Source organism: Parapedobacter pyrenivorans, assembly GCF_014636865.1.
Classification (GTDB): Bacteria; Bacteroidota; Bacteroidia; order Sphingobacteriales; family Sphingobacteriaceae; genus Parapedobacter; species Parapedobacter pyrenivorans.
On sequence record NZ_BMER01000001.1, the window covers coordinates 963,008 to 981,729 of the forward strand.

The 18,722-nt window shown below is 49.6% G+C and carries 12 protein-coding genes, 2 tRNA genes and 3 rRNA genes; all 17 read right to left on the reverse strand.

Annotation, left to right across the window (positions count from 1 at the left end; all coding sequences use genetic code 11):
- The 17 genes from IEV98_RS03710 to IEV98_RS03790 all read right to left on the reverse strand — a co-directional run bounded on the left by IEV98_RS03710 (position 1) and on the right by IEV98_RS03790 (position 18,679).
- Positions 1-2,937: a baseplate wedge protein gene (locus IEV98_RS03710; RefSeq protein ID WP_188504564.1), complete on the reverse strand. Its 2,937-nt coding sequence runs from the start codon at positions 2,935-2,937 to the stop codon at positions 1-3.
- The gene (locus IEV98_RS03715; RefSeq protein ID WP_188504565.1) at positions 2,934-6,473 is read right to left on the reverse strand and encodes a baseplate J/gp47 family protein; all 3,540 of its coding nucleotides are present in this window, start codon (positions 6,471-6,473) and stop codon (positions 2,934-2,936) included. Before IEV98_RS03715 ends, IEV98_RS03710 begins: the two co-directional genes overlap by 4 nt.
- Before the next feature lie 6 nt (positions 6,474-6,479).
- The gene (locus IEV98_RS03720; protein WP_229738550.1) at positions 6,480-6,896 is read right to left on the reverse strand and encodes a GPW/gp25 family protein; all 417 of its coding nucleotides are present in this window, start codon (positions 6,894-6,896) and stop codon (positions 6,480-6,482) included.
- Between the two features lie 3 nt (positions 6,897-6,899).
- Positions 6,900-7,187, reverse strand: coding sequence for a PAAR domain-containing protein (locus IEV98_RS03725; RefSeq protein ID WP_188504566.1), 288 nt, complete (start codon positions 7,185-7,187; stop codon positions 6,900-6,902).
- A gap of 6 nt (positions 7,188-7,193) precedes the next feature.
- Positions 7,194-8,942: a type VI secretion system tip protein VgrG gene (gene vgrG / locus IEV98_RS03730; protein ID WP_188504567.1), complete on the reverse strand. Its 1,749-nt coding sequence runs from the start codon at positions 8,940-8,942 to the stop codon at positions 7,194-7,196.
- A gap of 7 nt (positions 8,943-8,949) precedes the next feature.
- Complete coding sequence (locus IEV98_RS03735; protein ID WP_188504568.1) at positions 8,950-9,666, reverse strand: CIS tube protein; 717 nt, start codon at positions 9,664-9,666, stop codon at positions 8,950-8,952.
- Positions 9,666-9,830 (reverse strand): DUF5908 family protein, encoded by a 165-nt coding sequence (locus IEV98_RS03740; RefSeq protein WP_188504569.1) that lies wholly within the window; start codon positions 9,828-9,830, stop codon positions 9,666-9,668. The genes IEV98_RS03735 and IEV98_RS03740 overlap by 1 nt, the downstream gene beginning before the upstream one ends.
- Positions 9,831-9,843: 13 nt before the next feature.
- Complete coding sequence (locus IEV98_RS03745) at positions 9,844-10,335, reverse strand: phage tail protein (RefSeq protein ID WP_188504570.1); 492 nt, start codon at positions 10,333-10,335, stop codon at positions 9,844-9,846.
- Positions 10,335-10,769 (reverse strand): phage tail protein, encoded by a 435-nt coding sequence (locus IEV98_RS03750; protein ID WP_188504571.1) that lies wholly within the window; start codon positions 10,767-10,769, stop codon positions 10,335-10,337. The genes IEV98_RS03745 and IEV98_RS03750 overlap by 1 nt, the downstream gene beginning before the upstream one ends.
- Positions 10,770-10,820: 51 nt before the next feature.
- Positions 10,821-12,239: a phage tail sheath family protein gene (locus IEV98_RS03755; protein WP_188504572.1), complete on the reverse strand. Its 1,419-nt coding sequence runs from the start codon at positions 12,237-12,239 to the stop codon at positions 10,821-10,823.
- Between the two features lie 35 nt (positions 12,240-12,274).
- Complete coding sequence (locus tag IEV98_RS03760; RefSeq protein ID WP_188504573.1) at positions 12,275-12,910, reverse strand: hypothetical protein; 636 nt, start codon at positions 12,908-12,910, stop codon at positions 12,275-12,277.
- Between the two features lie 4 nt (positions 12,911-12,914).
- Positions 12,915-13,466 (reverse strand): Pvc16 family protein, encoded by a 552-nt coding sequence (locus IEV98_RS03765; protein WP_188504574.1) that lies wholly within the window; start codon positions 13,464-13,466, stop codon positions 12,915-12,917.
- Positions 13,467-13,674: 208 nt separating this feature from the next.
- Positions 13,675-13,786 (reverse strand): 5S ribosomal RNA (gene rrf / locus IEV98_RS03770).
- Positions 13,787-13,852: 66 nt separating this feature from the next.
- Positions 13,853-16,731: ribosomal RNA gene (locus IEV98_RS03775) — 23S ribosomal RNA — on the reverse strand.
- Positions 16,732-16,884: 153 nt separating this feature from the next.
- Positions 16,885-16,958 (reverse strand) — tRNA-Ala (locus IEV98_RS03780).
- An 8-nt stretch (positions 16,959-16,966) separates the two neighbouring features.
- Positions 16,967-17,040: transfer RNA gene (locus IEV98_RS03785), tRNA-Ile, on the reverse strand.
- 117 nt (positions 17,041-17,157) lie between these two features.
- Positions 17,158-18,679: ribosomal RNA gene (locus IEV98_RS03790) — 16S ribosomal RNA — on the reverse strand.
- The 16S, 23S and 5S rRNA genes sit together here with 2 tRNA genes alongside, the layout of an rRNA operon.
- Positions 18,680-18,722 lie beyond the last annotated feature (43 nt).

Sequence of the window (18,722 nt, forward strand, 5' to 3'; positions counted from 1 at the left end):
TCATTGATTTAAATAAGTGCCTAAAGTTGTTCTGCCCAACATGACAGGGTTGTTCTCGATATTGCTTTCCGCACAATTATGCAGCGTTGCCCGCGGATAAACGCTTTTGAGCTCCGGCAGCAGTTCCAACAGCTTGTCATTGGCTTCCTGTAGTGCCGATGTGTTTTCTTTTCGCTCTTGGAAATAGTTAGCGAGTGCTTCGATCCAAGCTTTGTATCGATTTTCAAATTGCCGGAGCTGTTCGTTTCCAATCCAGCAAACCTTTAGCTGAATATGCGCAGGCGCTTCTTCCTGGAGTTTGTCTTCGATGTAGTTCCGGAAAGATGGATGATCAAAATGATCTGGCCAGTAGGGCAGTATCACGGAAATACGAAAAGAATAGGGGTCGAGTTCACAGCTGCAATCAGCACTGATTTCGCAGCGATCCATCAGCTTAAATGCTGGTGTTCTTGGCCGCAGCAAGATGTGTTCAATCAAATGTTGTCCTTCTGGATCTCCGCAGCCCTGCTTGAATTCAGCAGCAAGTTTTTCAATAACGTCATCCGCTGCCGCTGCATCTTCAAACGTATCTAACGTTTCCAACACATTTTCTCCATCAACCAGCAATACAATCTTATGCGCCACTATGCTGTAGTTTCCAACTATCGATGCCGCATCGATGACTTTGGCCAGCACCGTAGCTGCTTGTTCTTTGGTCAGGAATTTTGCGGACGTCAATACCACCCCTTCCCGGGAGACCAGTTCAAAGCGGTGCACGCATCGGATTTCGTTGTCTGCATGCTCCTCCTCACACCGGATTTCGGTATGTTTGATGCAATACAGAAACCTGCGGGTCAACTCCTGCATACCCGTGAGTGCACCTACACGCTTTTCCAGCCCGGATATGTTATCGGTATCCCAAAGCTGGTCGGTTGCTAAATCAAATTCATCCGTTTGAGGAAAATAATTGAATGCTTTCGAACGGTTCGCGCTGATTTCGGGATATTGCTTCAACGTCTGTATTTTCGCTGCAATCAATTCCTCACCGGCAATGCGTTCGACTGTTTGCTCCTCATAGTTAATCTGATACCTGAGCAATGCAAAATCGTTAAACGACTCGGCAAATCGGGCGAGCAGATGGTCCAAAAAACGGTTCCGGCGTTCGACATAGGGTGCCTGCCGTTCATACAGTCGCTGCCATTGCTCGCTACCGGGTCCTAGTGCAATCGCATTTTCCAAATCGTCAGACAGTAGTCCGTCGATATCTTTGATATCGGCTAGGTATTGTGCGAAGTAAGTCTGCTTGATATCTTCAATGGAAAACAACCGTTTAGCATTGGTCAATTGTGCAAAGAAATCCGCTAACAGCTGCTCAAAAAATAACAGGTAGCCTTTCAATTGCCGCTGCTGTGCCCTTCGCAAGGTATCGGCATGTGGTGCGAGGCCCGCCTCACCCACACCGTACACGCCGGGCAAATCGTATTGAACGGGCCAATAGCTAAGGGTATCACGTGAGCGGCCTTCGACGACGGCAACGTCCCGGTCATAGCCCTTGCGTTTCCCGAGTGTATACTGCGCTCTCATAACCGACAAGGTATCGCTCACCTCACCCATGCGGGCCTGAAACGGATAACCATTTTTATAGAGTAAAATTTTGGAACGAGAATCGCTCAATGCGGGTTTATGTCCTTCACTGATCGCCACGCACCAGTCCAAGCCGACGTATCCATCCACCGGTTTTCCGTTATGTCCGTATTTGGTCATTACCAGGTTTCTGACTGCCACTATACTGTCGATATCCATTAACAAGCTGATGATATCTGATGCATAAATATGCGTGCGCAACTGCGTCTCATCCAATTGCTTGGGATCGACGAATCCATTATTTAGTGCTACTCCGTTATAGATATCGGGTATTGTCCAACCCTTGTCCAGCAGTTCTTTCAGCGAATAGAAGTTGACGGATGGGCTCAGATAGCGTTCAATCGCAAAGAAAAGCTCAGCCTGTATACGTTCGATATCTGCATCCGGCAATACGTCGATATCCACGCAAACAGCGATTTCCTCATACCGTACTTGCTTGATGGAAAGGAAGTCTTCACACAGGTTGCGATGCGACTGCAGTTGCTTGACCGCCCGCTTGAAAATTGTATCAATTGTTTTCAATTTCTCCAGATAGGTGTCGGCGATCTGCTGGACATAATCCATATCATCCAGCATTTCCTCAAGCTGTGTCGCCGTGATCTTTCCTGTTGGCGGATGCATGATAACGGTCATACCGAACGGAATACGGAAAGCGGTCCCACTCGTATCGGTGAATACCAGTTCATATCGTTCGGTGGCATCGGTTTCCTGTACCGAAACGGAATCGATAGGTTTCCCTAACACATCCGGATGGATGTCGCCGTAGCGCGGGAATTCAAATTTCACGGCAAAGTCACCTTCAAGGCTGAGCAATTCCACATCTCCACTATTCAGGTCGCCGTATCGTTCGTCGCTATCAAAATCCAAGACCACATCATACAATCCGTTGAGTCGGATAGGAGTGTCTGTCGCGTCAACTTGCAATTTTTTTTCCTCATGGTCGAAGAAAATCGGGGTTTCCTGATGCTTGGCAGGAACAACCCATGCGTTGTTTATCCCGTCGATATCGACCAGCAACTTCCGGTAATCAGCGATGGTGAGTGGGTGGGTGGTCAATATCTGCCTTGCCGGATACAGTACTTGGTCGGTAGCACCATGCAGCAGATGCTTCATCTCAAAAGAACTCCGATAGCCGAGTTCGGTAATCGCATAGCACAGCGCTTCCAAGATGGTGATTCCCGGATCATGCGCATTGTAGTCCGTCCACAGGTCACTTGCCAATTGCTCGATGTGCTTCAATCCTTCCTCCCGTAGGAGCGCATAATCCAGCGCTGGATGCAACTGCTGCCTTGCCGGTATGGTATAGCTTTTCATACACATTCACAGTTTGGTATTACATGGATTAGATGCCTCGTCGTCCCATCGGCATATGAAACCAATATCGAGCGTGACGAAGTGGCCACCGCCTCTTCAACATCGTAGGTTGCCGTTTGGATGGTCTGCTTTTCGTCTCGAACGATCAGATGCATCTTGAATGTGCTGACCACATGGACATAGGGCAGGCCGTCGATAAAATCAATAAGCGTGCTCTTCTGGATCTTGCCACCGAACGCAACCGGGGTAGAAGTGTCAAACGCCCAAGGGCAAAGAAAACGCTCGATATCGTCATTCAACAGTTTGAGGTGGTAGGTTTCATCCAACTGCGGGCGGAAAATCACAGCAAACTCCAGTTGTATTTCCTCGAATTGTGGATTCCGGACATGCAACGTAACGAACGGATTATTGACGTCCTTTAGGTAATCGGTGATATCGACCAACGTCCCTATCGGTGTATACGGCCGCAATGGATTCGATTTGGCCGATTTGCTTAAATCCGGAATAGTCACCACGGTTACATGCCCGGGATAATTTTCGCAAAACACGGTTGTTCCATTCGCTTCGACGAATCCGGCCCTGTTGATGCACTTCACTTTGTAAATGGCAGGAAATTGCTCGAGGACCAAGCGCTCGTAATCCCACATCGTGATGGCCCGTTGCTTATGGCGTAGCCGCTCGCTGACCCGTGTATAGAATCGATCTGCCAGCTCCAGGGGTCTGCCGCCAAACGAATCCATCGGCTGTTCGATGCGTTTTATTGCAGCGTCGCTCACCACGGCTTTTGAAATCGTTCCCTTGGGCAACGTTGTTTTGAAATAAAGCATATTGGCTTCGTCCTGAATCAATTCTACCTGCCCTGCCTGTGCGCGGATACTGGCCAGTTTGCAGACTGCATCAATCTGTTCTTCTACAGCCGCCATCATCCAAAGCATTCCTTGGGGCATCACTGTACCTTGACTTGTGGCGTCCGAGGGGAGGGATACCTCGACGATTCCCGTACGGGTAAGGCCCTTGGTACCGTCAATTAGGGCCTCTTTTTCGAATTTTTTCCAGTCGTTGTTGCCGTCAAGGTAATACCAATGCACAGCTTCAGCGGGTTTCAGCGGATTGGAACTTCCTTCCACCACTTCAAAAAGTAACGAAATGGTCTTGGGCGCTTGTACGCCAGCCAGTCCGATAAACAATTCCCCGTTGTTTGACACAGCGGGTAACAATCCCAATCGTTTAGACTGTTGGATTTGTTTGTAACCGAACGGATAGAGATGGAAAAAGCCCGGTTTGGTTTCATTTCCGAAAGTCAACGTATCGGTTGCCGAGTAATTGATTTCAAAAGTACCGGCAACGAGCTCCTTGGGTGTTGGGGTCGAATTCCTTACTAGCCTGAATCCTTCAAACTGTGTCGCGGATACGACCGTCTTCAACAACTCTTTATGGTTGTCTTCAAGGGAAGCCGCAACCCCGACCTCCATTTTTTTCGCCTCAACTTTCTTCGTTGCCTCACCCGTAATCAGGTCGGACCTAAACAGCCCTTCAACAGCGGTTTGAATCGGAATTTTCATCAACTTGGTTTCATTGAAACTTTGGGTCAAGCTATCCATGAATGCCGATAGGGAATACCGATCCGTGGTAAGTGCGAGGCGGATATGGCCATCTCGGTCACCGGTTCCATATGCACGCGTCAAAATTGCCAGGCTACGCTCCTGGATGGGTTGTTTCGGTATGCCAAGGGTGTAGCCGCCATTGGTTCTTTCGAGCGACAAGGCCGTCCATTTTCCCCGGTACAAATAAGCTGCGGAAAATTCAGCAGGAAGGTCTGTTATCAAGCTCAACGACGTCAGTGGCTTCTGGAACAATTCATCGCTCCCGATATAAAAGCCTGAGCCTCGTCTCGGCAGGTCACCAAATGGTTTGAATGGTTTACTGCCGTCGAGCAGTCCGATGTCGTTGCTCAAGATGGCTTCCTTGTACCCTTGTACATTTACGCTGATTCGGACCCTGTCAATAGCTTTTTCCGCCAACAGGTCATAGCTCATCCCGGATGCCTCCTGATCAATGTAGACCATTAACAATGGCATTGAAACCTGCATATTCTTTTGGTGGATTTTTTCATCATACTGCTGCACAGCGTCCTTCCCGCCGTCAATGGTGATCGAAAAAACCAGTTCGCCACTTTGCGGATGATAGATAGCACGCACCTGATCCTCCAGCCATCCTTTTTCGCCCGTCAATCGTGTGTGGAATGTGAGACTCCGAAACCTACTCCATTTCACGGATAACCGTGTCTCGTTAAGGTGAATGGATACGGTGATGGTACGTTCCCCACTTTTAAGGAAAAGCAGCTTGGAGGCAATTGCAAAACCGATTGCTTTCGACGGGTTTTGGGATTCCCCGAACAGAAACATGGGAACTTGATTGCTGTTTTCTGACGCATACAATGTCCCGTTGACTTTATTCATCGAATGAACCGACGCTACTTTCGCCTGGTTGAGTATAACGTCCTGTGATAGTTGGTATGTAAGCGGTTTCCCATCGCTGTCTTTCCCCCCCTTGAATAAAGTTCCGGCCTTCAGCAGGTGGTCGGATAGCTGGGCGTGCAAATCAAAGACAAGGTGCGCCCGATCCGGCTCTGGTCGTCTCGGCCTGAGCTGCAATATATCTTTATAATAATACTCCAAGTGGTTCTTCCCATACCGATTTAACTGGTCCTGAGCGTGGCCAAACAACCGCAAAAAAGTTTGTAGCAGCGCAATATGCGGACGATGCTTTTTGTAGTTGCTCATAGACTCGGCAAACAATGCGTCCGCTTTTTGTATGGCCAGTGCGGTGCCCGTAAGCACGGCCTTTACCTGTCGCTGAAAGAGGTTGTGATGCACGATAAAATTAATCTTTGAAAGATCATCTGTATCCGGGACACTGATGTTCAGTGGCTCTGGATCATCACTAATGTAATGGAATCCATAGGCCGTAACAGACGAATTCAATGGGATAAAAGGTGCCAATGGGTCTGTCGTGCTCGACGCCGGCAACAAGCTATGATTGGCTGTGCAGAATGTCAGCAGGGCACGTATTCCTTTATCAATTTTCAATGCGATGGTATCTCTGATCACCTGCTGATAATCCATATCATCTTCCAACAGCGCGCACTGTTGGTCAACGGTTTTGGCTAACGTGTAGACCAAATCGAACAGGTATTTAAAGCAACGCTTAGCTTCATCAATGTCCGCCTCCCGAACCGCTAGTCGGATGCGTTTCACGAGTGATTTATGATAATCCGCGAATGTCAGGGGTGCTAAGTTGGTCAAAGAGGCAAGGACAACACTTATATCGCGTTGGATAAGGGGTTCCCATGTTCCCGCACTATTATTTTCCGTGTCGAAATAGGATACATGGGCCGCATAGCGTTGCACAAACAACAATAGTTCGCGAAGGTTCCGTTCATCCACTTGTACAAAAGTGGGAGACAATGCTTTCAGGAACCTGTTGTATTGTGCGGTTCCTTCACGTACCAAGCTATTTTTATCTGAACACGCCATGGCTTATCATTTTATTTCGGTCCCTTCCTGGAGGTAAAAGGGGAAAACATAATTAAACCGCGAATTGGTAGCCCGAATGGTATAATCCACAGTGATGAGGATACGTCCTTCCACTTCCCCGGTATCAACAAGTTCGATTTTGTTGACCTCAATACGGGGTTCATGGTACAATATCGCCGTTTGAATAAGGTCTTTCATATAGGTCTTCATCGTCGTTGTCAATGGTTCGAACAATAATTCGTCGAGATGACAACCGTAGTCGGATAACATCACCCGCTCTCCAGGTCGCGTAGAAAGCAGGATTTCCAAGCTGCTTCGAATATCTTCACTGTCACTAAGCATAGCTACATTTCCACTTTGGTTGTCAAATTGCGGCGGGAACCCCCACCCTGTACCGAGGAAAGATTTGTGTAACTTATACATTATTCATCCTCCTATGATTACTGTTGCGCACCCCCCCGTGATAACTCCCCCGTGTGCTGTCGGGTCACCCATACGTGCCGCTGGAAGTCCACCGATTAACACCGTTGCAGATCCTTTAACAATGGCATTGGGTGGTCCGGGGCATGCACATAAATCACCTATCCGTGCTGCTGGCAACCCGCCAACCAGCACCGTGGGGCAACCAGCTGGCAGTACAACGCCGCCAACATGCGGATTGGGGCTACTCATCGGACACGTATGCATATCGCTGACTCTTGCGGCTAAACTCATGATTCGTTAATTAATTTTTACGACTGATCCTTTTATTTCGGCAATGCCCGAACTTTCGATACTTAGCGAACCGCTGGCGGACAACTTAGCCGCCGCATTCGCCTTGATATCCAACTGCGGCGCCGATAGGGATATCGATGCCGTTGCCTTTAATACAAGGTCTTTCGCTGCGGATATCGTGATGCCGCTATCGTCCAATACTAATTTATTTCCCTTTGCATCTTCCACCTTGCATAGGCTGTTAGCATCGTCAAGCACCAGCTTCCGGCCGCCCGGTGTTTCGATGGAGACCCGTTTGTCACCGTCATGGATGAGTATGGTTATTCCTGATCGGGATACATATCCTTTTTCGTCATTTGCCTCTGCCGCAACAAGTGGAGCGGGTTTTGCTCCGCTGTGCAGCATCCCTAGGATGACAGGATAGTTGGGGTCATCTCCCAAAAAGCCGACGATCACTTCGTCACCGACTTCCGGCATGAAAAATGTCCCACGGCTATCTCCAGCATCAAGTGTGGTCAATCGCGCAAAAATTCCATCATCAGCCATGCTGACGATCGGTAGCCGTATCTTGATCCGCCCCTGGCCAGCCGGGTCGATGATATCCGTTACCACGCCGACATGCAGCCCTTGTGTAGCCACATATTGGCCAGTGAACGAGACAGGATGTTCCGGAAACAGTTGTTCGGAAAAAAAAACCTCGTCCCCGCCCAGCGTCGCCTCCGTCATCCAGCTCCCTTCGCCAAATTCGTGATGCACCCCGGAAACGAAAACCTTCCCATTAAATTGATCGCCCAGCCCAGATAGCGTAAGAAACGAGCCTGGGATAACGATTGATTCACCTGCAAATCTGACTTTTCCCTTGATCTTGGAAAGTGATTGCTTAGTCTTCCTTGCATTCGTCAATAACTGGAGTGTCTGTGTTTCCATCGATCCGGGCAACCTGATTTCGAGCGGCCTGTCCATAATACTCGCCAGCTCGCCCGCTGACTGCGCTCCGGCATAGGCAAACGAGCCCTCCGCCCCTTCAGATTCCGTAATGTCCTGTACAGCAGGATTCCACGCATACCCAACCACTTCCGAGGTCTGGACACGTGCGTCGATGGTTGCGTCAAATGACACAATGTTATTCCCATAAGCAAGCGTCAGTAGCGATGGTCCGTCGACATCAGTTCGTTGAATCACTATTTTTCCGCCATCAACCGAATAATAAAGCCCATTGACGTCCAATCTCGTCATCATGAAATCCCAGTCAGAAACCTGATACTGGAGTAATTGTTCATGAGTAACATCCGTTGCCATCACATCGTAGTCGTTGATGCCGCTTTCGGTTAGCAATTGCTCAGCGATGTCCGAGTCCTTCATCTCCGCATAATGGCGACTATTCTTCGCAATCGTCATCCTGACGGTCTCATGCTTACAGGTAACGACCAATAGCGATTGTGCGTCCTGTATTTGATGGCCGTTAGCCGTGACGAGCCCTTTAAACACCGTAGCATTATTCCCATTGTAGCCCAGTTTAATTTCGATAAACTTTCCCGGAGCGAGTAATCCACTGCTGCTCAACTCAAAATCTTGTTCATAGGGATTACCATCCGCGATAGTAAGCGTGGCTATTGGGATTTTGTTGAGCGAACTTTCAATCTGGACATCCACCACATGCAGTACCTGAGGCAACTCATCGGCTGCCGTCAGCACCGGTTGGTTTCCAACGAGAATCGTATAGGTGACCAGATCGTTAAGGTTGGCTGTGGACATAATCGTGCTATTTCTCTAAGGGTGGAAAATAAAGCTTGGTGCCGGGCGTAATCTTTCGAAAACCATCCAACTCATTGAATGAAGCGACAGCGATATAACACGTATCGCGCGCGTAGATTTGACCCGTCATGCGATCAATACGTTCAGCTCCCGTAAAAATCCGCTCGTGGGTGATATCCGGGCTCTGCTTGTTCTCAAGGGCCTCGCGGAGATCGTCCTCAATACTTTCGGTAAACGAGCACTTGGCCACTGCACGTATGGGCGTACCGTCGGTAGTAAACACCTTGTATTCGATATCAATTTGGTTCAGTACGCCTTTGAAAAGCAATGTTCCCCAATGGATCTTAAGGTAGTAGGGGCGGTGGGTTGTGCCCTTGAATTCGATAATCTTTTTCTTAAAATCTTCGATTTGCTCAGCTACCGAAACCGGCTTAGCGAAAGGGTTGGCAACCGAAATATTTAACACCGATGCGTTTTTTACAACACCGGTACTGTCAAATAGAAAATCAAACGTGAATTTCTGCGGTTTGATTTTGTTGAATTTGAGTTGCACGGAAGACTTCCCGCCAGCTTGTGTATCATCATATTCAAACTCGTATTTGCACGTATACGTGGCCGGATTGATAAGCGCACTGAACTTGTCGCCCGGCGCTTTCCGGGTGAAAGCTGCATCGATATACGGCTCCACGTACAACTTTTCGGCAGATGTAAGGTCACCAAACATTATCGTTCATTTTTCTGTTTAAGCTTCAGCAAAACTTTCCTGAGTACGTCGTCCGTAATTTCCCTTTTCAGTTTTGCCGTGTTGACTGTTGCTGGCGGATGTGCCTGCTGTTGTTCAGCAACCACTACCGCCTTAATGTGGAGCTCTTTAATTTCGATAGGCATGATCCATTTCGAGTTAAATGCTAATCGAACCACTTATACTTCCCGCAGCGGACAACACGGAGTCTACACTGATAATATTGAAATACTGGTAACTCAGTGTAATGCTTTCTACAACAACACTGCTTTTTTCAGCATCAAAGGCTGATACAGCCCATTTTTTGGGTATAGCATTAACTACATACCAAGCCTGGATAGGCACATGCTGATCATTCAGTAACGCAATCAGGATATTTACAGGTTCGAATACAAAATTCTCGAAGGCATTTTTACACCACATCAGAATTCCCGATCCGATAAACATACCACGCTTAAGCACCAAGTCACTATACTTGGCTTTTACGGGCAGTTCCCATGTAAAGCGGTTCTGACCACCTTCTGCGATGGGTTCAGTTTCCATGGTCATTTCCAAACCGCTCACTTCTTGAAAACGGAAATCATTGGGCGTCTGCGGAAACAACTCAAAAGTCACCAAAAAATGGAAGCCAACTGGCGGATAGGAAAACATCACCCTTCATTTTGGATCGTCAACCCTTCATGCGCGATCTCGACCGTTTCGATAGCCACATCATTACCAGTCGAATTCAAGTCTGTGGATTGTACTTTAAGTGGCCAAGCATTCTTTATTTTCCACACGACAACCGGAGCATGCGCTTCATCCAATAAAGAGATGATAATGTCGCGCCGCTCAATGGTATTAAGAGCGACGGTATTCCACCAATTGTAAAAATCATTGTCCCCTTTGAAAACACCTCTTTTCATCGTAATATTGGAGAAACTCTGAAGGCCGGGCATTTTGATTTTGTGATATTCCGGGCTGGCCCCGTCGCGGTATTCGATTGCTTCGACTGAAACATCCAAGCCGGTTACTTCGGTGAAGCCGATTTTTGCTCCACCCCACTCTACTTGGAAATGGAACTTTGGTAGCGGATAATTTGCCATTTTATTTCGGATTTATAGATTTAATATCAAGTAATGAATAGAACGAACACCTTACGATTCCTGCATCTTATGTGAGAACCGGAGGATGATGAACTCGGCAGGACGCACAGCAGCCATACCGATTTCAACAATTAGCTTACCTTCAAGAATGTCTAGCGCAGTCATGGTTTGATTCAGGCCGCAGCGCACATAAAATGCATGTTCCGGCTTACTGCCTGCCAATGCCCCTTGGCGCCAAAGCAAGGTCAAGTAGTTTTCAAGCATAGCACGTACCTTCACCCATGTATTGGCATCATTGGGCTCAAACACAAATTGCATCGTTGCCTTTTTCGCCGATTCTTCAACGGTAATGAACAGTCTTCTTACATTGACATAGCGCCACTCGTTGTCGTTGCCGGCTAACGTACGTGCCCCCCATACGAGAAAACCCTTTCCTTGGAATGAGCGGATGGCATTCACCGACTTTCCTGTTGTTGCATCGATATTCATCGCACCTTGCTCGGCATCCGAAATATTGGCACTCAGGCCATATACAGAATTAACGGAAACATTGGCAGGAGCCTTCCATACCCCCCTCGAGCCATCGACACGCGCGTAAATACCGGCTATAGCGGCCGATGGCGCCAAGGTCGGGCTTAATTTATTACTAATGGTTTCTAAGCATAGGTTATAGATGGCCGTTTGTGTGGTCTTCAACGTGTTTAACTTCACAGCCCCTGCGGCAGTACCGTTCGTTACCACCACGACATTCACAGCGGTATCTGCGTAGGCATATTCAAAGGTGGTTTTCAGGTAGGGATAATAAGCGGCAGCATAATTCAGGTTATCGTTTTTGGCAAAATCTGTCCGGAAAGTATTAACGGTATTGGTCACATTCGTACCTTCACTGTGTACATCTACCAATGTAAACCGATCTTGGAGCAATACACATTGATCGATGGTCTTTCCAACCAGCTCATAGTATTTGTCTTTGGCCAGCGACAACCCGTCTGGAATAACGATGATTGTCGGCTCATCGGCTGCAGCCAACGCATTTAATCCGCCTTCCAATGTCGCCGGCGTAATATTGGCGGTAGTCGGAGCAGCTGATACAATATAGCATGGCCCGCCACCGTTGGCAAAGTAAAGACGTAGACTATAGTACATCTTGTATTTTGAAATCTTGTCTACAGGTAGTTCGGCCAATGCGGAGAGCGATGTGACGGTCGTTCCCTCGGTAGTCTCATTTACGGTTACCTTGATGTCGGACTGATTCTCTGGTCCCCCAAAATACCGCTCATACTCTTTCAATGAAAATATCTTGGTCGGTATATTCGTCAACGACTCACCCAATTCGTTTTCGGCTCTCTGCGTATGACCGATAAACGCTGGGATTGCGGTTTCGACCTGGGCCACTGAGGGTGGAAACAAGGGTATTTCATTGACATATACCCCCGGGGTCTTGATTGCTGTTTCATTAATTTGTGCCATCTTAATAAATTTTATGGTTATAAACTGTAATACATTTACGCTTTTAGGATAATTCGATATAGGTGTTGGTCCGACTTACCGTTTGCGACGGTATAGTTGAGTAGCTGCGATGCCTCTTGCTTATACAACCTATTTTTCCCACTACCTTCCGTTAGGATATCCAGAACCGCCATACAACCGCTGATGGATACGGGATAGTTTACCCATTGCCCGGGTTGGTCGCCATATCCGGGTTGAAATACCACATCCGGAATTGCCGACACAACGCCGGTCAATAATCCATTCTGCAAATTGGCGGAAGAAGTGGTGGTCTTGAGCTTCACGCGAACGTGATAAGTATTCGTTCCGCCCAATTCCGGTGACAGCGCAGATCTAGCTATCAGCGCACCGGATGCATGGAAGATAAATCGCGCTGAAAAATTAGTGGGCAATCGATGAAAAGGACGGTCCGTAGTCGTCTCCACGCGAATATAGCAGGATAATGTATTGTAGGTAAACCGATATTTAATTTCATGGGTAGCAAATAATTTCTTGGTTGGCTCATCGGGTTCAATAGCCATTTCATTGGAGAGTATTGCACGCCAGCTGTCGCCATCGGAGGGCGAAGGAAAATCGACATGTGTGAGCAAAATCGAAAACAGTTTCTCATATCGTACAGTGGTGGTCTCCATGTTTCTATCCCTTTCGCTTAAAATGAGTATCAATCTGTTTAATCGGGGCAACCGGGCGATTTTGTACGCTATCAATGGTCAGCATGCGTATTTTATAAAGGATAGAAGGCTGGTACTTGCCCCCCAGCATTGACCAGAGCTGTTGCAATTGCTCCAAGCTGAGGGTAACCAGCTCCACGGTGAGCCGATCAATACCATCGGCGGCAAGCTCCGCAATTTCCATCGACCGAAAAACCGGCTGCCGCTGAAAAAAAGCAATAACATCTTGCAGGTTTCTGATATTATTCTCGTATCCAGCACCGTAAGCAGTGAATAACAGCGTTATATCGAGATGAACCGGTGGATGCTTGGGGAGCAATTGATCGTTGATCTTAACAACGTACTGTTGATCCCGGGCTAGACGTACCTCTTCGATATTGACCAAAGAGATAATGATATTGGTATCATTTTGCTCATCGCCTCCGCCGACGATATCAACCACGTTGCCTATCGCCACAGTAGGTGTAATGCTATCGTTCAACGCACGTTGGATGTTTTCAATAGCTTGGTAGAGCATTTACGGTATTTGTTATCGTCGACTACATTATCGAACAACACAAATATCAAAAGCGCTAGAAACGTGGGCAATACCTATTTTGGTGTAATTTTACCTTTGGTTTAATCCGTATAGGTTGGGGAAACCTATTGTAGCGTGATTGGAAAATCTATCCTAGCATATAACAAAAAAAGCCCCGTTTGCTGCTGCAACGGGGCTTTTGGATAAAATCCGGCGCCGACCTACTCTCACGCCTGTTACGGCAATACCATCGGCTCTGGCGGGCTTAACTTCTCTGTTCGGTATGGGAAGAGGTGGTCACCGCCGATATAGGCACCTGAAGATCGTTATGACATATTACTGGAAGAAAACAGGGAGTGATCGGAGAGGGCGCCAGATTCTGCTGCTTGAGAAAGCTTCGGGCTATTAGTACCGCTCGGCTTTGGTGTCGCCACCTTTATACCTGCGGCCTATCGACCCCGTAGTCTACGGGGACCCTCAATGGAACACTCATCTCGTGGCCGGTTTCGCACTTAGATGCTTTCAGCGCTTATCCAAACCCGACGTAGCTACCCAGCGGTACACCTGGCGGCATAACTGGTTTACCAGCGGTCGGTCCAGCCCGGTCCTCTCGTACTAAGGCCAGCCCCACTCAATGTTCCCACGCCCGCAACAGATAGGGACCGAACTGTCTCGCGACGTTCTGAACCCAGCTCGCGTGCCACTTTAATCGGCGAACAGCCGAACCCTTGGGACCTTCTCCAGCCCCAGGATGTGACGAGCCGACATCGAGGTGCCAAACCTCCCCGTCGATATGAGCTCTTGGGGGAGATCAGCCTGTTATCCCCAGAGTACCTTTTATCCTTTGAGCGATGGCCCTTCCATGCAGAACCACCGGATCACTATGTCCGTCTTTCGACCCTGTTCGGCCTGTATGCCTCACAGTCAAGCAAGCTTATGCCATTGCACTCCGCGTACGGTTACCAAGCGTACTGAGCTTACCTTTGAAAGCCTCCGTTACCTTTTTGGAGGCGACCACCCCAGTCAAACTACCCACCAAACAGTGTCCCCCGCTTCAGCGGGGTTAGGAACCGGATACGCAAAGGGCGGTATTTCAAGGTCGGCTCCACGGATCCTGGCGAACCCGCTTCGAAGCCTCCCGCCTATCCTACACATCACGCACCCAGTCCCAATGTTAAGCTGTAGTGAAGGTTCATGGGGTCTTTCCGTCCCGTTGCGGGTAACCGGCGTCTTCACCGATACCACAATTTCACCGAGCTCATGGCTGAGACAGCGCCCAGATCGTTACACCATTCGTGCAGGTCGGAACTTACCCGACAAGGAATTTCGCTACCTTAGGACCGTTATAGTTACGGCCGCCGTTTACTGGGGCTTCGATTCAATGCTTCGCCCTTGCGGACTGACATCCCCTCTTAACCTTCCAGCACCGGGCAGGTGTCAGGCCTTATACCTCATCTTTCGATTTCGCAAAGCCATGTGTTTTTGTTAAACAGTCGCCTGGGCCTTTTCACTGCGGCTGCCATTGCTGGCAGCGCCCCTTCTCCCGAAGTTACAGGGCCATTTTGCCGAGTTCCTTAGCCATGATTCACTCGAGCACCTTAGGATTCTCACCCCAACCACCTGTGTCGGTTTGCGGTACGGGTTTTGATGGTCTGGAGCTTAGCGGTTTTTCTCGGAAGCCTGATTACCCACGCTATCGGCGCCCCCGGAGGTTTGCCGTACTATCGGGTTTCAGCACATATCCCGGATTTGCCTGGGATACGTATACCTACGCCCTTCAACGCACTATTCCGTCAGTGCGCGGTGGTGTCACTTCTCCGTCCCCGCGTCGCAACCATCAAAAGTACGGGAATATTAACCCGTTGTCCATCGGAATCGCCCTTCGGCTTATCCTTAGGCCCCGACTGACCCTGATCCGATTAGCGTTGATCAGGAAACCTTGGTCTTTCGGTGGGGGGGTTTCCCACCCCCCTTATCGTTACTTATGCCTACATTTGCTTTTCCGGAAAGTCCACCGCAGCTCGCGCTGCGGATTCGCCCCCGCCGGAATGCTCCCCTACCGGTAATTAATTACCCCATAGCTTCGGTAACACGCTTGATGCCCGTTCATTATCCACGCCCGGCCGCTCGACTAGTGAGCTGTTACGCACTCTTTAAATGGATGGCTGCTTCCAAGCCAACATCCTAGCTGTCTGTGCAGCCGGACCTCGTTAGTCCAACTTAGCGTGTATTTGGGGACCTTAGCTGATGGTCTGGGTTCTTTCCCTCTCGGCCCTGGACCTTAGCACCCAGAGCCTCACTGCGGCGCATATCCCATGGCATTCGGAGTTCGTCTGGATTTGGTAGGATGTGACTCCCCCGCACCCAATCGGTAGCTCTACCTCCATGGAACTAAGCGCCACGCTGTTCCTAAAAACATTTCGGGGAGTACGAGCTATTTCCCAGTTTGATTGGCCTTTCACCCCTACCCTCAGGTCATCCGGAAACTTTTCAACGTTTATCGGTTCGGTCCTCCAGTACCTGTTACGGCACCTTCAACCTGCCCAAGGGTAGATCACAAGGTTTCGCGTCTACCTCCACTGACTGTGCGCCCTGTTCAGACTCGCTTTCGCTTCGGCTGCGTGGCTGAACCACTTAACCTCGCCAATGAAGAGTAACTCGTAGGCTCATTATGCAAAAGGCACGCCGTCACGGAACAGGTCCGCTCCGACCGCTTGTAAGCACACGGTTTCAGGTTCTATTTCACTCCCCTGTTCGGGGTTCTTTTCACCTTTCCCTCACGGTACTGGTTCACTATCGGTCTCTCAGGAGTATTTAGCCTTAGCGGATGGTGCCGCTCGATTCCCACAGGGCGTCTCCGACCCCGCGGTACTCAGGATACCACTAGGCTTGCTTCGCTTACGTGTACGGGACTATCACCCCCTACGGTACCGGCTTCCCTTCCGGTTTCCACTTCGCTATGCAAATGCCATGTCGTGGTCCTACAACCCCGCATATGCCGTAACATATCCGGTTTGGGCTAATCCGTGTTCGCTCGCCACTACTTACGGAATCACTGTTGTTTTCTCCTCCTACGCCTACTTAGATGTTTCAGTTCAGCGCGTTCGCGTATTATACGATGTACCTTCAGTACATCAGGTTGCCCCATTCGGAAACCACCGGATCAATTCCCATTTGCGGATCCCCGGCGCTTATCGCAGCTTGTCGCGTCCTTCATCGCCTCTGAGAGCCTAGGCATCCCCCGTGTGCCCTTATTGACTTTCTTCACCGCATAGCCTTTTGCTACCATGCGGCTGCTCTTGCCGCCGCTCGCGCGGACGGCTTCTGTTGCCCTCTCTTCTCTCTTCTTGTTTTCTTCCAATATGTCAAAGAACTTTTTTTCCGTTTACCTGTGCATCCGCACATCCAACGAAAACCGTGGAGAATAACGGATTCGAACCGTTGACCCCCTGCGTGCAAGGCAGGTGCTCTAGCCAGCTGAGCTAATTCCCCGAAATCGGTAGTCCCGAGCAGACTTGAACTGCTGACCCCTACATTATCAGTGTAGTGCTCTAACCAACTGAGCTACGGGACTAGCTTATCTCTTGCCTGTCGGATACCGTGTAAGGGAACGGTGTCCTATTCTTCTTTTTTCCTTTTTGAAGTCAATTGATGATCCATGTGCGTGGCGAGTACCGATGGGGTACCCTAGAAAGGAGGTATTCCAGCCGCACCTTCCGGTACGGCTACCTTGTTACGACTTAGCCCCAATCACCAGTTTTGCCCTAACACGCTCCTTGCGGCAACATGCTTTAGGCACCCCCGGCTTTCATGGCTTGACGGGCGGTGTGTACAAGGCCCGGGAACGTATTCACCGCGTCATTGCTGATACGCGATTACTAGCGAATCCAACTTCACGGGGCCGAGTTGCAGGCCCCGATCCGAACTGTGAACGGCTTTGCGGGATTGGCGCCCTGTTGCCAGGTGGCTGCCCGCTGTACCGCCCATTGTAGCACGTGTGTAGCCCCGGACGTAAGGGCCATGATGACTTGACGTCGTCCCCGCCTTCCTCACTGTTTGCACAGGCAGTCTGAATAGAGTCCCCACCATTACATGCTGGCAACTATTCATAGGGGTTGCGCTCGTTGCGGGACTTAACCCAACACCTCACGGCACGAGCTGACGACAGCCATGCAGCACCTAGTTTCGCGCCCCGAAGGGAAGCGCCATCTCTGGCGCCGTCGCTAACTTTCAAGCCCGGGTAAGGTTCCTCGCGTATCATCGAATTAAACCACATGCTCCTCCGCTTGTGCGGGCCCCCGTCAATTCCTTTGAGTTTCACCCTTGCGGGCGTACTCCCCAGGTGGATGACTTAACGCTTTCGCTTGGGCGCCGGCATTCTATCGCCGACACCGAGTCATCATCGTTTAGGGCGTGGACTACCAGGGTATCTAATCCTGTTCGATCCCCACGCTTTCGTGCATCAGCGTCAATATCGCCTTGGTAAGCTGCCTTCGCAATCGGTGTTCTGTGGCATATCTATGCATTTCACCGCTACTTGCCACATTCCGCCTACCTCATCCGCATTCAAGCGCGCCAGTATCAACGGCACTGCGATGGTTGAGCCACCGTCTTTCACCACTGACTTAGCGCGCCGCCTACGCACCCTTTAAACCCAATAAATCCGGATAACGCTTGGATCCTCCGTATTACCGCGGCTGCTGGCACGGAGTTAGCCGATCCTTATTCTCACGGTACACTCAAACCGGTACACGTACCGGGGTTTGTTCCCGTGCAAAAGCAGTTTACAACCCGTAGGGCCGTCCTCCTGCACGCGGCATGGCTGGTTCAGGCTCTCGCCCATTGACCAATATTCCTTACTGCTGCCTCCCGTAGGAGTCTGGTCCGTGTCTCAGTACCAGTGTGGGGGATTCTCCTCTCAGAGCCCCTAGACATCGTCGCCTTGGTAAGCCGTTACCCTACCAACTAGCTAATGTCACGCGAGCCCATCCATATCCTATGAATATTTAATTACTTGATGATGCCATCTTATAATCTTATGCGGTGTTAATCCCTCTTTCGAGGGGCTATCCCCCTGATATGGGTAGGTTGCTCACGCGTTACGCACCCGTGCGCCACTCTCACCACCAGCAAGCTGGTGGATCCCGTTCGACTTGCATGTATTAGGCCTGCCGCTAGCGTTCATCCTGAGCCAGGATCAAACTCTCCATTGTAAAAATGAATCGTTAAGATCGCCGACCCTAAAAAACTCAATCC

Excerpts from the sequence above, each read along its gene's own strand:
- IEV98_RS03750 (WP_188504571.1), bottom strand. The coding sequence starts at position 10,769 with ATGGCAAATTATCCGCTACCAAAGTTCCATTTCCAAGTAGAGTGGGGT.
- IEV98_RS03765 (WP_188504574.1), bottom strand. The coding sequence starts at position 13,466 with ATGCTCTACCAAGCTATTGAAAACATCCAACGTGCGTTGAACGATAGC.
- IEV98_RS03760 (WP_188504573.1), bottom strand. The coding sequence starts at position 12,910 with ATGGAGACCACCACTGTACGATATGAGAAACTGTTTTCGATTTTGCTC.
- vgrG (WP_188504567.1), bottom strand. The coding sequence starts at position 8,942 with ATGTCCACAGCCAACCTTAACGATCTGGTCACCTATACGATTCTCGTT.
- IEV98_RS03720 (WP_229738550.1), bottom strand. The coding sequence starts at position 6,896 with ATGTATAAGTTACACAAATCTTTCCTCGGTACAGGGTGGGGGTTCCCG.
- IEV98_RS03715 (WP_188504565.1), bottom strand. The coding sequence starts at position 6,473 with ATGGCGTGTTCAGATAAAAATAGCTTGGTACGTGAAGGAACCGCACAA.
- IEV98_RS03725 (WP_188504566.1), bottom strand. The coding sequence starts at position 7,187 with ATGAGTTTAGCCGCAAGAGTCAGCGATATGCATACGTGTCCGATGAGT.
- IEV98_RS03755 (WP_188504572.1), bottom strand. The coding sequence starts at position 12,239 with ATGGCACAAATTAATGAAACAGCAATCAAGACCCCGGGGGTATATGTC.
- IEV98_RS03740 (WP_188504569.1), bottom strand. The coding sequence starts at position 9,830 with ATGCCTATCGAAATTAAAGAGCTCCACATTAAGGCGGTAGTGGTTGCT.
- IEV98_RS03745 (WP_188504570.1), bottom strand. The coding sequence starts at position 10,335 with ATGTTTTCCTATCCGCCAGTTGGCTTCCATTTTTTGGTGACTTTTGAG.
- IEV98_RS03735 (WP_188504568.1), bottom strand. The coding sequence starts at position 9,666 with ATGTTTGGTGACCTTACATCTGCCGAAAAGTTGTACGTGGAGCCGTAT.
- IEV98_RS03710 (WP_188504564.1), bottom strand. The coding sequence starts at position 2,937 with ATGAAAAGCTATACCATACCGGCAAGGCAGCAGTTGCATCCAGCGCTG.